The organism is Corynebacterium tuberculostearicum (genome assembly GCF_046097255.1).
Lineage (GTDB): Bacteria > Actinomycetota > Actinomycetes > Mycobacteriales > Mycobacteriaceae > Corynebacterium > Corynebacterium tuberculostearicum_J.
On the sequence record NZ_CP175770.1, the window covers coordinates 2,349,005 to 2,364,020 of the forward strand.

The following is a 15,016-nucleotide window of genomic DNA, read 5'->3' on the forward strand; positions in this document are numbered from 1 at the left end:
TTTTGTTGTTTGGTGTCGGCGGTGACTTACTCTCCCACAACCTCCCGGTTGCAGTACCATCAGCGTGTGCAGGCTTAGCTTCCGGGTTCGGAATGGGACCGGGCGTTTCCCTGCAGCTATTGACCACCGACAAACATACGAAGCAAAAATACCCTTTTTGGGTGCCCTTTTGCTCTGGGTGTTGTGTCAGATACTGCATAGTGGACGCGGTCACGACAGTGACTGTTTCTTCTTCTCTTGTTGTTTTGCCAGTACACGAATGTGTGTTGGTGTTTGTTGTGGTCAATTAGTACCAGTAGCCTTCACACCTTACAGTGCTTCCAGGTCTGGCCTATCTACCCTATCGTCTTTAGGGGACCTTAACGAAACCTCATCTTAAAACAGGCTTCCCGCTTAGATGCTTTCAGCGGTTATCCCTTCCGTACGTAGCCAACCAGCGATACCCCTGGCGGGATAACTGGCACACTAGAGGTACGTCCGTCCCGGTCCTCTCGTACTAGGGACAGCTTTCTTCAAGTTTCAACGCGCGCGGCGGATAGAGACCGAACTGTCTCACGACGTTCTGAACCCAGCTCGCGTGCCGCTTTAATGGGCGAACAGCCCAACCCTTGGGACCTACTCCAGCCCCAGGATGCGACGAGCCGACATCGAGGTGCCAAACCATCCCGTCGATATGGACTCTTGGGGAAGATCAGCCTGTTATCCCCGGGGTACCTTTTATCCGTTGAGCGACACCACATCCACAAGTAGGTGCCGGATCACTAGTCCCGACTTTCGTCCCTGCTCGACATGTCTGTCTCACAGTCAAGCTCCCTTGTGCACTTACACTCACCACCTGATTGCCAACCAGGCTGAGGGAACCTTTGGGCGCCTCCGTTACATTTTGGGAGGCAACCGCCCCAGTTAAACTACCCACCAGGCACTGTCCCCAACCCAGATCATGGGCCAAGGTTAGATGCTCAATCCGATCAGAGTGGTATTTCAACAACGACTCCACCACCACTAGCGTGATAGCTTCCAAGTCTCCCACCTATCCTACACAAACCGAACCAAACACCAATACCAAGCTATAGTGAAGGTCCCGGGGTCTTTTCGTCCTGCCGCGCGTAACGAGCATCTTTACTCGTAGTGCAATTTCACCGGGCCTGTGGTTGAGACAGCAGAGAAGTCGTTACGCCATTCGTGCAGGTCGGAACTTACCCGACAAGGAATTTCGCTACCTTAGGATGGTTATAGTTACCACCGCCGTTTACTGGGGCTTAAATTCTCAGCTTCGCAGTCAAAGACTACTAACCGGTCCTCTTAACCTTCCAGCACCGGGCAGGCGTCAGTCCATATACATCAACTTAACGTCTTCGCATGGACCTGTGTTTTTGATAAACAGTCGCTTCCCTCTATTCTCTGCGACCCCACAACGCTTCCAGCCGTAAAGACCTTCACGTCGTAAGGCCCCCCTTCTCCCGAAGTTACGGGGGCATTTTGCCGAATTCCTTAACCACAGTTCACCCGAACGCCTTAGTATTTTCAACCTGACTACCTGTGTCGGTTTAGGGTACGGGCCATACACACACATCGCTAGAGGCTTTTCTCGACAGTACAGGATCACCACCATCAACCCCAATGGGTCTACGCATCACGTCTCAACCACAATGTGCGGCGGATTTACCTACCACACGATCTACACGCTTACACCACCAATCCAATAAGTGGCGTGGCTACCTCACTGCGTCACCCCATCACTTGAACCACACATCAGGCCCCACGACATCAACACCACCAACACTCAAAGAGTCTTAGTAGTGCATCCGCGGTGGTTAGTATCAGTGCTTTATCATGGGCGCGCATGTACGGGTACCAGAATATCAACTGGTTATCCATCGACTACGCCTGTCGGCCTCGCCTTAGGTCCCGACTCACCCTGGGAAGACGAACTTGACCCAGGAACCCTTAGTCATCCGGCGGATAGGATTCTCACCTATCAATTCGTTACTCATGCCTGCATTCTCACTCGCACACAGTCCACGCCTCCTTACGGTAACGCTTCAACCCATGCACGACGCTCCCCTACCCAAACAAAAATTGTTTGCCGCGGCTTCGGCGGTGTACTTGAGCCCCACTACATTGTCGGCGCAGAACCACTCGACCAGTGAGCTATTACGCACTCTTTCAAGGATGGCTGCTTCTAAGCCAACCTCCTGGCTGTCTTCGCGATCCCACATCCTTTTCCACTTAGTACACCCTTAGGGGCCTTAACCGGCGATCTGGGCTGTTTCCCTCTCGACTATGAAGCTTATCCCCCACAGTCTCACTGCCGTACAACACAATTAGTGGCATTCGGAGTTTGGCTGACATTGCTAAGATTGTAGTCCCGCTCAACCAACCAGTCGCTCTACCTCCACCAAGCTATAATACGACGCTGCACCTAAATGCATTTCGGGGAGAACCAGCTATCACGGAGTTTGATTGGCCTTTCACCCCTACCCACAGCTCATCCCCGCAGTTTTCAACCTACGTGGGTTCGCGCCTCCACAACCTCTTACAGCTGCTTCACACTGGCCATGGGTAGATCACCCCGCTTCGGGTCCAGGACATGCCACTATACACCCCATTAGGATTCGGTTTCCCTACGGCTACCCCACACGGGTTAACCTCGCGACATGCCGCTGACTCGCAGGCTCATTCTTCAAAAGGCACGCCATCACACACAAACGGTGCTCTGACGGATTGTAAGCACATGGTTTCAGGAACTATTTCACTCCCCTCCCGGGGTACTTTTCACCATTCCCTCACGGTACTCATACACTATCGGTCACACTGAGTATTTAGGCTTACCGGGTGGTCCCGGCAGATTCACAGCAGATTCCACGAGCCCGCTGCTACTCGGGCAACCCAACAACCCACATGCCATTGTCTTCAACTACAGGACTCTCACCTTCTCCGGCAGGCCATTCCAAACCACTTCACCTAACAACAACACACGAGCGGACCATCAGTAGCTAGTCCACATTGGGGCCCACAACACCGCACACACAACCCCTACCAGGTATCACATGCACACGGTTTAGCCTCATCCACGTTCGTTCGCCACTACTAGCAGAATCATTATTATTTTCTCCTCCTACGGGTACTGAGATGTTTCACTTCCCCGCGTAAACCCCCACAACAGCTATGAATTCACTGAAGGGTAACCCCACATAACCAGGGCCAGGTTTCCCCATTCGGACATCCTCGGATCAACGCTCAATTGACAACTCCCCGAGGCTTAACGCAGCCTTTCACGTCCTTCATCGGCTCAGCATGCCAAGGCATCCACCATGCGCCCTTAATAACGAACACACAAACCACCACACACAAACATGCGGGTGGCCACACAAGTGAACTTGACAAAAATTGATTAAAGAAAAAAGAAATCACACAAACACACACAAACAAACCACAAAAGCAGCCTATCTAGTGTGTTTAATGCTCGCGTCCACTATACAGTTCTCACACAACACCCCAACCACACCCTGCCAACACAAAAAATGTCAACAAGCCTTATGGTCAGGCACAAAAAAGGGGATAATGCCCCAGACACCCAACAATGCACCAACATACAAACAACAATTACTTTTCACTGTGCACGGACAACGTGTGTCACAAAGCGCCATTCAAACACTTAGTTCGTCTCTTGAGCGTGTGTTTCACCCGGACAATTTTCAATAATAAAAGTTGGCAGCATGACACTCGCATACTCAACCAACCACAGGGTGCAACTGCACCCGAAAAATAAAAGCTCCTTAGAAAGGAGGTGATCCACCCGCACCTTCCGGTACGGGTACCTTGTTACGACTTCGTCCCAATCGCCGATCCCACCTTCGACGGCTCCCTAACAAGTTTGGGCCACCGGCTTCGGGTGTTACCAACTTTCATGACGTGACGGGCGGTGTGTACAAGGCCCGGGAACGTATTCACCGCAGCATTGCTGATCTGCGATTACTAGCGACTCCGACTTCATGGGGTCGAGTTGCAGACCCCAATCCGAACTAAGGCCGGCTTTCAGCGATTCGCTCCACCTCACAGTGTCGCTGCGCGTTGTACCGACCATTGTAGCATGTGTGAAGCCCTGGACATAAGGGGCATGATGATTTGACGTCATCCCCACCTTCCTCCGAGTTGACCCCGGCAGTCTCTCATGAGTCCCCAACCAAATGCTGGCAACATAAGACAAGGGTTGCGCTCGTTGCGGGACTTAACCCAACATCTCACGACACGAGCTGACGACAACCATGCACCACCTGTACACCAGCCACAAAGGGAAAGACTATCTCTAGCCCGATCCAGTGTATGTCAAGCCCAGGTAAGGTTCTTCGCGTTGCATCGAATTAATCCACATGCTCCGCCGCTTGTGCGGGCCCCCGTCAATTCCTTTGAGTTTTAGCCTTGCGGCCGTACTCCCCAGGCGGGGCGCTTAATGCGTTAGCTACGGCACGAAAGTCGTGAAAAGACCCTCACACCTAGCGCCCACCGTTTACGGCATGGACTACCAGGGTATCTAATCCTGTTCGCTACCCATGCTTTCGCTCCTCAGCGTCAGTAACTGCCCAGTAACCTGCCTTCGCCATCGGTGTTCCTCCTGATATCTGCGCATTTCACCGCTACACCAGGAATTCCAGTTACCCCTACAGTACTCAAGTTATGCCCGTATCGCCTGCACGCCCGGAGTTAAGCCCCGGAATTTCACAGACGACGCGACAAACCACCTACGAGCCCTTTACGCCCAGTAATTCCGGACAACGCTCGCACCCTACGTATTACCGCGGCTGCTGGCACGTAGTTAGCCGGTGCTTCTTATCTAGGTACCGTCACAAAAAGCTTCGTCCCTAGCGAAAGGAGTTTACAACCCGAAGGCCGTCATCCCCCACGCGGCGTCGCTGCATCAGGCTTGCGCCCATTGTGCAATATTCCCCACTGCTGCCTCCCGTAGGAGTCTGGGCCGTATCTCAGTCCCAATGTGGCCGTCCACCCTCTCAGGCCGGCTACCCGTCGCCGCCTTGGTAGGCCATTACCCCACCAACAAGCTGATAGGCCGCGAGCTCATCCTACACCGAAAAAACTTTCCAACCATCACACTAAAAATGGCTCCTATCCGGTATTAGACCCAGTTTCCCAGGCTTATCCCGAAGTGCAGGGCAGATCACCCACGTGTTACTCACCCGTTCGCCACTCGAGTACCCTGCAAGCAGGGCCTTTCCGTTCGACTTGCATGTGTTAAGCACGCCGCCAGCGTTCGTCCTGAGCCAGGATCAAACTCTCCACAAAAAAATTTCAGAACAAAAATCCGAAACAGGCCGTGAAAAGCCCGAAACCCAACAAAAGAACAAACCACCACAAACCACAAAGCACAAACACTTCGCAATCCATGCTGGCGTCCAAAAAATTACTACAAAGAAAAAATAAACAGTTCCCTCAACCCGACGGGGTCAAAAAGAGGAAACCAAAAAGTTGAACACAATCACATGCCAACCAATCCATCTCAATGCAGCCGAAACACCAAACAGCATTCAAAAGAGTACGTGTTCCACATACCCAACCGGCACACACCAACCAACAAACCACTAAGCCTGCTGGCAGACAAACCAATCAACACACAACCATGCACACTAAAAATAAAAAGTACATTGGCACACTATTGAGTTCTCAAACATCATCCGCACACCACAAGAAAATTAACCTACCGTTAACCTCTCGTTGGCGGCTCGTACAAACTTACTCAACTCAATGAACACTGTCAAATCCTTGAACAAAGTCCGTACGAAATTCGCTCAAAAGTAACCAACCGGCTACCTCGCGGCGACTTGGATTAATGTAGTCCAACCCCACCAACAATGACAAATCCCCAGCACAGTCCGGATTTCCCGCACCACATGCCAGAGCAACTCCGCGCCCGAAGGCAGGATTCGGTGGGCAACTTAAGCTATATAGAAAGCCCCCAACTCCACTGCGAGACTGCCTCCTCTCAGTGCCGCAGGAGAGGGTTCGCAGATCTAAAAGCCATTGCATGGAAAAGGCCCCCGATTTCTCGGGGGCCTACCGGTGGAGCTGCCGGGAATTGAACCCGGGTCCTTCGTCACCTTGCCAGGGCTTCTCCGTGCGCAGTCCGCACAGAATCTCTGCTCGGCCCTCCGGATCGGGCGAACACGTCCGGATGATGGGCCCAGTCACCAGTAAGAGTCCCGACTGGTCCTGATGACCCGGCCAGCCGGCTAGTTCCTTAGTCGATGCCAGGTTCTAGGTCAGGAACGAAACCTAGGCTGACAGACACGCGTCGCTGTAATTAGGCAGCGAGGGCGTAGTCACGCTGAGAGTTCTTCTCTGCGTTTATTGGTTGCTACGACGCTTATACGGTGGTCGTTAGCCTGCACCGGCACGCTTCCCCTGGCGCAGTGCACGAAGTCGAAACCAAATCAACCCCATGCTGTAGGGACGGGATAGTGCATCTTCCCTACGGTTCGTTCAACACTACCCCACCCGCTTTTATTTCCTCAAGTGCTCCTCTAACCACTCCTTGAGGACCACCGCATGGTTGACCGTGCGGTTGGCGGCGGCGAAGAGGAGGGTGGCGTCGGCAAGCGCACGCAGCTGGGCGAGCTCGTCGGAGTCATTGTTATCGAGCTCGGCCTTGTAGCGGCGGGCAAACTCGTCGAAGCGATCCTCGTCGTGGTTCCACCACTTGCGCAGCTCGGGGCTCGGCGCGACGTCCTTGAACCACTCGTCGTAGGCTAGGTCGCTCTTGGCGACGCCCCGGGGCCACATCCGATCCACCAGCACCCCAGTGCCTTCGATAGTGTCCTCGCCCTTGACTACGTCGTGAACCTTCGCCGTCTTAAACATTGATCCCCTTTACGCGGCGGCCGAGCTCGCGGGAGATTTCACGGTCTTGGTCGCGGCGCTTAATATCCTCTCGCTTGTCATAGTCCTGCTTACCTTGGGCCAGCGCGAGCGAAAGCTTCGCGTAGCCATTCTTGAGGTAGACCTTGAGCGGGACCAAGGTCTTATTGCCGTTGCGCACCTGCCCGTAAAGCTTGTCGATCTCGCGGCGGTGCAGCAAAAGCTTGCGGGTGCGCCGCGGGCTGTGGTTCGTCCACGAGCCCATGGAGTATTCCGGGATGTGCAGGTTGCGCAGGTATACCTCGCCATCATCGATGGTGGCGAAGGCATCATTGAGCGAGATTTTTCCCTCCCGCAGGGATTTGATCTCGGTGCCGAGCAGGACGATGCCGCACTCGTATTCCTCGAGGATCTTGTAGTCATGCCGGGCCCGGCGGTTAGTAGCGAGTGTTGCCTCGCCGGACGCCGCCTTCTTATTCTTCTTGCCCTTCTTAGCCATAATTATGGCAGTGTAGTGCCCTTTTAGCCGGCCCGGCAAACGGGCTATTTGCGCACATAGGACCGCAGGGTGATATGCGCCGTGACGGCGGTAACCACCAGCGCCAGCAAGGCCACGAGAGGCAGGGCAATCCAGAGGTCGCCGGACTTCATGGGGGCGAGCAGCTGGGATTCATACAGGCCTTGCAGGGATGGGTCCACCACTTGGGATTTTCCTAGGAAGATACCGGCACCACCCAACACCACGCCGATGAGCGAGGCCAGCACTGCTTCCACCACGAACGGCGCCTGCGTCATCCATCGGCTCGCGCCCACCATGCGCATGATTTCCGTTTCGCGGGTGCGGTGGAACGCGGCGATCTGCACCATGTTGGCCACCAAGAAGATGGCAGCCACGGACATCACGACGGCCAGCACAAAGGTGGCATTGCGGATGGAGTCCAGGTTGCTTGCGGCATCGCGCACTTCCTGCTGCTGGTCGACGACATCCTCTACCGCCGGATTATCCCTAATCGCATCGATCGCAGAAGCGTCTTCTGGATCCTTCAGGCGCACGTGGAACGCTGCCGGCAGTGCGTCGGGCGAGGTTTGTTCCACCATGACGGGGTCGGTGTCTTGGAAAAGCTCCTTGAACCGCTCATAGGATTCTGCACGGTTGCGGTATTCCACGGACTCGACGGAATCATCCGCCTCCAACTGATCCTTGATATCCGCGCAGGCCGGACTCGTACAGTCCGGGTCGCCGGCGGAAATGTCCTCATTGAGCTGGACCATGACCTCGACACGGTCGAGATAGATCTCCTTGGTGTCCTTGGTCAGGTTGGTCACCATGATGCCGGCGACAACGAGGCCTACGGCAATGGCGGTGGTGATGATCATGGCGATGGTCATGGTCAGGTTGCGGCCAAGACCCTTGGTGGCCTCGCGGAAAATAAAACCTAGCTTCATGCTTCCCCCTCGTACATCGCCTCGTGCTCGTCGCGCACGAGGACTCCATTGCGCAGTTCCAGCACACGCTTGCGTGCCCTATTGACGGCGCGGGCATTGTGGGTGGACATGACCACGGTGGTGCCACGACGGTTGATGCCCAGCAGCAGGTCCATGATCTCGTCGGCGGTGGAGGGATTGAGGTTGCCCGTGGGTTCGTCGGCAAGCAGGAGCTTCGGCCGATTGACCACCGCGCGCGCAATAGCCACGCGCTGCTGCTCGCCACCGGAAAGCTCGTGCGGATACGCATCGCGGCGATCCTCGAGGCCCACCAGGTCCAAAACCTGCGGGACCGAGGTAGAGATCCGGTACTTGCTCTTGCCAATAACCTCCAGCGCAAAGGCCACATTTTGATATACCGTCAGCTTGGGAAGCAGGCGAAAGTCCTGGAATACATAACCAATGGACTGGCGCAGCGCGTTAATCTGCTTGCCCGAAAGCTCGTTGACGTGGAAATCATCGAAATAAATATCGCCCTTGGTCACGTTGCTATAGCGCACCATAAGCTCCAAGAAGGTGGACTTACCGGAGCCGGACGGACCAATGAGGAAGGCGAATTCACCATCCGCAATCTCGAAGGACACCCCGTCGAGCGCTGGGCGAGACGCGGCGGAGTAGGCCTTAGTCACGTTGTCGAATCTAATCACGCGAATCACTGTAGCAACTAAAGTTGACACCACGCTGTGAACTGTATTTAAGTAATGTGGTCTAAGACACTAATTTGTTCCGAGCGATCGACAGAAAGTGCCGATACAATGGCCGAAACCGAAACTAAAGAAAAACCACGTTCTGCAAGCGGCTTCCTGGGCACTGTAGAAAAGATTGGCAATAAGCTGCCGGATCCATTCTGGCTCTTCGTCATCCTCGCAGCCATCGTCGCTGTGACTTCTTGGCTAGGACACCTCGTCGGCATGACCGCCGAGGACCCCAAGACCGGCGATACCATCGAAGTCGAATCCCTGCTGACCACCGAGAATATCTCGCGCATGGTTACTGATGCAGTGGAGAACTTCACCAGCTTCCCGCCGCTCGGCGTCATCCTTGCCGTAATGCTCGGCGTGGCCGTGGCGGAGCAGTCTGGACTGCTTTCCGCGTTGGTGCGCGCGATGGTGACCAAGGTCAGCGCCAAGATGCTGACCTTCGTTGTCGCCTTGGCCGGCGTGACCGGCTCCGTGGCCTCTGACGCCATCTACGTCATCCTGATCCCGCTGGGCGCAATGGCCTTCCACGCCGTGGGCCGCTCCCCCATCGTGGGCGCGATGGTGGCCTTTGCGGCATCGTCTGCTGGCTTTAATGCCTCGCTGATTCTCAATATCACCGATCTCCTGCTGGCGGGCATTTCTACCCCGGCCGCACAGTTTGTGGACCCAGAATATGAAGTCAGCCCGCTGGCCAATATCTTCTTTGTCATCCCATCCGCCATCGTGCTCTCGCTCATCATTACCGCGGTCACGGAATTCCTCATGGTCAAAAAGGCCCGCGAGCTGGTGGACCACGACCACATCAATTACGAAGAGGTGTCCTTTTCCAAGGCCGCCGGTGGGGCCGGCGCGAATGCAGAGGAGGATGAGGAGTACGACTTCACTGATGATGAAGAGGCAATGCGCATCAAGCCCAACGAGCAGCGCGGTTTGGTTGCTTCCGGCATCGCGCTCGCGCTCTTCCTTGCCGCCTTCTTTGCACTCCTATTTATCCCTGGCTCCCCGCTGGCGAGCCAGGAGGATAGCTTTATGGAGTCGCCACTCATTAGTGCCATCGCGGTGCCGATTGCCCTGGCTTTCTTGGTGTGCGGCATCGTCTACGGCCTAGCGGCAGGCACCGTGAAGTCTTTTGCTGATGTACCGGAGTTTATGGCCAAGGGCATCGAGACCCTTGTCCCCATGCTGGTCCTCTTCTTCGCGGTGGCACAGTTCCTCGCCTGGTTCGAATGGTCGAACTTGGGCGTATGGACCGCCATCAAGGGTTCCGAACTGCTCCAACACTGGTCCTTGCCACCGCTAGTCATGTTTGCGGCACTGGTGGCCATGGTCGCACTGCTTAACCTCTTCATCACCTCCGGTTCCGCCCAGTGGGCGCTGATGGCCCCGGTCATCGTACCGATGATGATGTATGTGGGCGTCTCACCTGAGGTTTCCCAGATGCTCTTCCGTATCGGTGACTCCCCGACGAATATCATCACCCCAATGTCGCCCTACTTCGCCTTGGCTCTGACCTTCCTGCAGCGCTATTACAAGCCAGCAGGTGTGGGTACCTTGATGTCACTGGCGCTGCCCTATTCTCTCTGCATGATCGTGGGTTGGTTCGCCTTCTTCGTCATCTGGTATCTCATCGGCATTCCGCTGGGACCAGGCGCGCCGATGGACTACGCGGGTTAGGTCCATAGAGATCAGGCCGAACTGAGGAGATTCTCCCCTCAGTTCGGCCTTTTCGCGTTCAATTCAGCCCGATCAGTATGGACCTAAGCTTGATCTTCTTGTTGCTGCATACGCCAGCGGATACCGGATTCAAGGAAGCCATCGATATCGCCATCGAGCACCTTGGAGGGATCGCCCACCTCAAAATTGGTGCGTAAGTCTTTGACCATCTGGTACGGGTGCAGCACGTAGGAACGCATCTGATTGCCCCAGGAGGCGTTGCCACCGGCGCCCAACGCATCGAGCTCAGCTTGTTCCTCTTGGCGCTTGCGCTCCAGTAGCTTTGCCTGCAGCACGCGCATGGCCGAGGCCTTATTTTGAATCTGCGACTTTTCGTTCTGGCAGGTCACTACAATGCCGGTGGGAATGTGAGTCAAGCGCACCGCCGAGTCGGTGGTATTGACGGACTGACCGCCCGGACCAGAAGACCGATAGACATCGACGCGCACGTCATTATCCGGGATATCGATGTGGTCGGTCTGCTCCACCACCGGCAGGACTTCTACCTCGGCGAAGGAGGTCTGCCGCCGGCCCTGGTTATCAAAGGGCGAGATGCGCACTAGGCGGTGCGCACCCTGCTCCACGGAGAGCTGGCCATACATGTATTCTCCGTGGACCACAAAGGTCGCAGACTTGATGCCTGCTTCTTCCGCATAGGAGATGTCATAGACATCCACCTTGTGACCGTGCTTTTCCGCCCACCGCGTGTACATGCGCATGAGCATCTCGGCCCAGTCGGCCGCGTCCACACCGCCGGCACCGGAGCGGATATTAATAACCGCCTCGCGCGGGTCATACTCACCAGAAAGCATGGTGGTGACCTCAAGGGATTCAATGGCGGATTCCAGGGAATCGAGCTCATCGTCCGCCAGCGAGGTATCCCCTTCTTCTTCCGCGAGTTCGTACATCACGGGCATGTCCTCCAGCCGTCCGCGCAGCGATTCCAGCTTGCGAACCTTGGCCTGCGCTGCGGAAAGCTCGGAGGTGACCTGTTGCGCGTGGGCGGGGTCGTCCCACAAGGACGGGTCGCCGGCCTGGGCCTCTAGTTCCCGAATTCGGGCAGCCAAAGCCTCCGGGTCCATGACCTTCTCGATGGTGGTCAGGGTGGTTTCCAATTGCTTGAGCCGTGCTGTTACTTCGGGACGCATAGGCCCCAATCCTACCCACCCGGCCGGCATAATTAGCCATCGGCCGCGTTTAGGGTGACAATGGTGGGCATGGATCAAAAGCCGAGCTTGCAGGAGATGATCGACGCGGTCATCAAGACCTTCATTGTCGCGCACGCGGATGACGGGGATGCGCACCTAGCGCAGGCCCTTGTCTATAACGCCGGCCGCCTGGCCTGGCGCCTGCGCGAGATGGGCGTCGACGTAGAGCAAAAGACTTCTATCTCGGACGTGGTTACGGATGCAGACAGGGCGGCCGAGCGCTTCGTTGCGGGCGTGCTCGAGGCAGTGCGCCCGGAAGACGGCATCCTCGGCGAAGAGGGTGCGGCCCGCGAGTCCCAGTCCGGCCGTACCTGGGTCATTGACCCGGTCGATGGCACCTACAACTTCTCTTCCGGCTCCGATTATTGGTGCTCTGCCCTCGCGCTTACCGACGCCACGGGGATTACCCTCGGCGCCGTCCACCGCCCCGCCATGGGGTATACCTGGTTCGGTGGCCGGGACTACCCCACTTCCCTCGACGGCAAGGAAGTAGCTCGCCTGCAGGAGAAGCCGGCCGACGAAATTTCACTATCCACGTATCTGCACCCAACCTCGCTGGCGGATGAGGATATCCGCGGGGCATGGCAGCGCGTGGCGGAAAACTTTGCTACAGTCCGTATGCTCGGTGCCGGTTCTGTTGACCTGTCCTCCGTGGCCGATGGCACATGGGGCGCATGGATGCAGCATTCGGTGGCGGATTGGGATTGGTTCCCCGGCAAAGCCCTCGTGGAGGCAGCCGGCGGTGCTGCCCGCAAGGTAGAAGCCGGCGGCGTCGAATGGTGCCTGGCCGGCAATAAACAGGTAGTGGATCAGATGGAGGATTGGCTCCGTGGGTAAGTTCAAAGAAGACTTGGGCCTCGCGCTCGAGCTGGCCGGCCATGCCGATGTAGTGACCATGCATCGTTTCGAGGCCTCGGACCTTTCCGTCAAGGAAAAGCCAGACATGTCCCCCGTATCGGATGCGGATCTCACTTGTGAGAAGCAAATCCGCGAATCCCTCAAGCGCTCCCGCCCGCGCGACGAAGTGTTGGGTGAGGAATACGGCGGCGAGGCCTGCTATAAGGGCCGTCAGTGGGTCATCGATCCCATCGACGGCACCAAGAACTTCGTGCGTGGCGTACCCGTATGGGCCACGCTCATCTCCCTTTTGGAAGATGGCGAACCAGTAGTCTCGGTGGTTTCCGCACCCGCCCTGCGCCGCCGTTGGTACGCCGCCAAGGGCGCTGGTGCCTTCCGCGTTTTCGGCGGCGAGCCGAAGCGCTTGGGCGTATCCCACGTGGAAAAGCTCGCCGATTCTTCGCTGGCCATGAGCTCGCTAACCGGATGGGCCGAACGCGGCCTGCGCGATCAGTTCCTCGCACTCACGGACAAGACCTGGCGCCTGCGCGGCTATGGCGATTTCTGGTCCTACTGCCTCGTGGCCGAAGGTGCGGTAGATATCGCCGCCGAACCCGAGGTGTCCTTGTGGGACCTCGCCGCGCCCTCCCTCATCGTGACCGAGGCCGGCGGCACATTCACGGATCTGGACGGAAACCCCGGCCCACACGGCGGATCCGGCGTCGCCTCCAACGGCCTGCTCCACAAGCACGCCCTAGCCGCACTACAGGGCTAGGAATTTCTGCGCAGCTGAAGTAACACGCACCTGCCACCCTGCGGCCGATCTGTACGCATACACTCGGATTTTTCGCATCCGGGTTAGCGGCGGATGCGTGTCAATAAGGACGGCTGCACTATCGCGCGGCTCTCTGACTGGCTTCTGAATATGGCTCGCAAGTAATTCACGCTATACCCGATTGGCTGTGGTTTTAGCACCAGCCAAAGATGCACAAAGCCCGCTCCCCCAGGCTGGGAAAGCGGGCAAAGGTTTGGCGAGGCTAGTCCTCAGGCAATGTAAAGCCAGCACCTACGCCACCGCGACGGTTCATATCCGCCAAGACTGCATCCATGGTGTTTGCGGCGGTTGGGTTATGAACCGGCCCCTGCAGCGGGGTGCGGCACGGGAAATTCACCGGCAGGAAACCGCCGGTAATCGAGCCAATGAGGCGGCCGTTGGCCAACAGCGGTGCACCGGAATCGCCCATCATGGCGCATACCTGGTTAACCTGAATCTTCTTTGCCTGCTGATAGGTCACACCGCAGGTCTTTCCGGTGGCAACGCCCTGCTTGCACACCTGCTGGCCCGGCTTAACGCCGCCGCCCAACTCATTGACGGTTACGCCATTGTAGGAGCGGGAGACCTTGGCCTTAGAGCCGAACTCAATGACGGCGTAATCCAGGTCCTCATTCTTGGACACCACGGTGCCCGTCGGGCCAATCTGCTCCGAATCGGCGGAGGTGACCGAATCCCCCACGTTGCCGCAGTGCGCAGCGGTAAGCCCAACCTTGCGGCCAGCATTATCGTTGCCCGCCACAGTCAGGGTGCACATCATCTTCTCATCGACATAAACCGGGGTGCCGGGGCCATAAAGCGACTCGCCCTCATTCATGGCCGCAACAGATTCTTCTGGAATGCGTGGGGCATCAAAGAACGAGCCCGGCACGCGGTGCAGCACGTAGTCAGCCTGTGGCTTGCCCGCAGCTACCTTGGAAAATCCATCATTTTTCCACTTATAGTTTGGATTGGTTCCCTGCGGTTTAAACTCCGGCTGGGTGGCCCGCTCCGCTAGGCCGATGGGATTCGGGTTAGTCATCGGCTCCGCGTACTGCGCCTCCTGCACCGTGTGCTGCACGGCTTGCTGCGCGTTGCGCACAGAGGAATCCACGGCGTCGGTGACGTTCTTATCCACCTGCGGGGTTTGGATGCCTACCCCAGCCAGGCCATCTCGGACTTGGTCAATAATCCCTGCGGAATCGAAATCCGGTTGGGGCAATTCCTGGGCGCCTGCGGCCGGGGATCCCAGGAAAACGCACCAGCGAAAGCCGAGCCCACCAGGACTTTCTTAAGGTGCGGAATGCGAAGCATCAAGGTACCTACTTTCAGTTGTCAACATCGTGCAAGCTCGATACTGGCACGAAAAAATTGTGGAATCAGCAAACTCC

At 56.7% G+C, this 15,016-nt stretch carries 8 protein-coding genes, 3 rRNA genes, 1 other RNA gene and 1 pseudogene; 3 read left to right on the top strand and 10 right to left on the bottom strand.

Annotated elements, in window-relative coordinates:
• Positions 1 to 13 precede the first annotated feature (13 nt).
• From rrf to ftsE, 8 genes are all read right to left on the bottom strand, one after another.
• Positions 14 to 131: ribosomal RNA gene (gene rrf / locus ACKFRY_RS11195) — 5S ribosomal RNA — on the bottom strand.
• A 136-nt stretch (positions 132 to 267) separates the two neighbouring features.
• A 23S ribosomal RNA gene (locus tag ACKFRY_RS11200) occupies positions 268 to 3,336 on the bottom strand.
• A gap of 447 nt (positions 3,337 to 3,783) precedes the next feature.
• A 16S ribosomal RNA gene (locus ACKFRY_RS11205) occupies positions 3,784 to 5,301 on the bottom strand.
• The 16S, 23S and 5S rRNA genes sit together here, the layout of an rRNA operon.
• Positions 5,302 to 6,073: 772 nt before the next feature.
• Positions 6,074 to 6,454: a transfer-messenger RNA gene (gene ssrA, locus ACKFRY_RS11210) on the bottom strand.
• Positions 6,455 to 6,516: 62 nt separating this feature from the next.
• The gene (locus ACKFRY_RS11215) at positions 6,517 to 6,873 is read right to left on the bottom strand and encodes a DUF488 domain-containing protein (protein WP_150851431.1); all 357 of its coding nucleotides are present in this window, start codon (positions 6,871 to 6,873) and stop codon (positions 6,517 to 6,519) included.
• Positions 6,866 to 7,369: an SsrA-binding protein SmpB gene (gene smpB, locus ACKFRY_RS11220; RefSeq protein WP_005322310.1), complete on the bottom strand. Its 504-nt coding sequence runs from the start codon at positions 7,367 to 7,369 to the stop codon at positions 6,866 to 6,868. The genes ACKFRY_RS11215 and smpB overlap by 8 nt, the downstream gene beginning before the upstream one ends.
• 44 nt (positions 7,370 to 7,413) lie before the next feature.
• The gene (gene ftsX / locus ACKFRY_RS11225; protein WP_408922863.1) at positions 7,414 to 8,316 is read right to left on the bottom strand and encodes a permease-like cell division protein FtsX; all 903 of its coding nucleotides are present in this window, start codon (positions 8,314 to 8,316) and stop codon (positions 7,414 to 7,416) included.
• Positions 8,313 to 9,002 (bottom strand): cell division ATP-binding protein FtsE, encoded by a 690-nt coding sequence (gene ftsE / locus ACKFRY_RS11230; RefSeq protein WP_408922864.1) that lies wholly within the window; start codon positions 9,000 to 9,002, stop codon positions 8,313 to 8,315. Before ftsE ends, ftsX begins: the two co-directional genes overlap by 4 nt.
• A gap of 108 nt (positions 9,003 to 9,110) precedes the next feature.
• Here ftsE and ACKFRY_RS11235 point away from each other — a divergent pair, with 108 nt between their 5' ends.
• Positions 9,111 to 10,730, top strand: coding sequence for an AbgT family transporter (locus ACKFRY_RS11235; RefSeq protein WP_408922865.1), 1,620 nt, complete (start codon positions 9,111 to 9,113; stop codon positions 10,728 to 10,730).
• 83 nt (positions 10,731 to 10,813) lie between these two features.
• Here ACKFRY_RS11235 and prfB read toward each other — a convergent pair whose 3' ends face one another.
• Positions 10,814 to 11,917 carry a peptide chain release factor 2 gene (gene prfB, locus ACKFRY_RS11240; RefSeq protein ID WP_239278781.1) on the bottom strand — a complete coding sequence of 368 codons (1,104 nt, stop codon included), beginning with the start codon at positions 11,915 to 11,917 and terminating at the stop codon, positions 10,814 to 10,816.
• Positions 11,918 to 11,977: 60 nt separating this feature from the next.
• On the opposite strand from prfB, the gene ACKFRY_RS11245 reads away from it, so the two are divergent.
• Positions 11,978 to 12,814, top strand: coding sequence for an inositol monophosphatase family protein (locus ACKFRY_RS11245; RefSeq protein ID WP_408922866.1), 837 nt, complete (start codon positions 11,978 to 11,980; stop codon positions 12,812 to 12,814).
• Entirely contained in the window at positions 12,807 to 13,589 is a 783-nt protein-coding gene (hisN, locus tag ACKFRY_RS11250; RefSeq protein ID WP_198492690.1) for a histidinol-phosphatase, read from the top strand. Before ACKFRY_RS11245 ends, hisN begins: the two co-directional genes overlap by 8 nt.
• A gap of 262 nt (positions 13,590 to 13,851) precedes the next feature.
• Here hisN and ACKFRY_RS11255 read toward each other — a convergent pair.
• Positions 13,852 to 14,939: pseudogene (locus ACKFRY_RS11255) on the bottom strand (S1 family peptidase).
• Between the last annotated feature and the right edge of the window lie 77 nt (positions 14,940 to 15,016).

Excerpts from the sequence above, each read along its gene's own strand:
- ACKFRY_RS11215 (WP_150851431.1), bottom strand. The coding sequence starts at position 6,873 with ATGTTTAAGACGGCGAAGGTTCACGACGTAGTCAAGGGCGAGGACACT.
- smpB (WP_005322310.1), bottom strand. The coding sequence starts at position 7,369 with ATGGCTAAGAAGGGCAAGAAGAATAAGAAGGCGGCGTCCGGCGAGGCA.
- ftsX (WP_408922863.1), bottom strand. The coding sequence starts at position 8,316 with ATGAAGCTAGGTTTTATTTTCCGCGAGGCCACCAAGGGTCTTGGCCGC.
- ACKFRY_RS11235 (WP_408922865.1), top strand. The coding sequence starts at position 9,111 with ATGGCCGAAACCGAAACTAAAGAAAAACCACGTTCTGCAAGCGGCTTC.
- prfB (WP_239278781.1), bottom strand. The coding sequence starts at position 11,917 with ATGCGTCCCGAAGTAACAGCACGGCTCAAGCAATTGGAAACCACCCTG.
- ACKFRY_RS11245 (WP_408922866.1), top strand. The coding sequence starts at position 11,978 with ATGGTGGGCATGGATCAAAAGCCGAGCTTGCAGGAGATGATCGACGCG.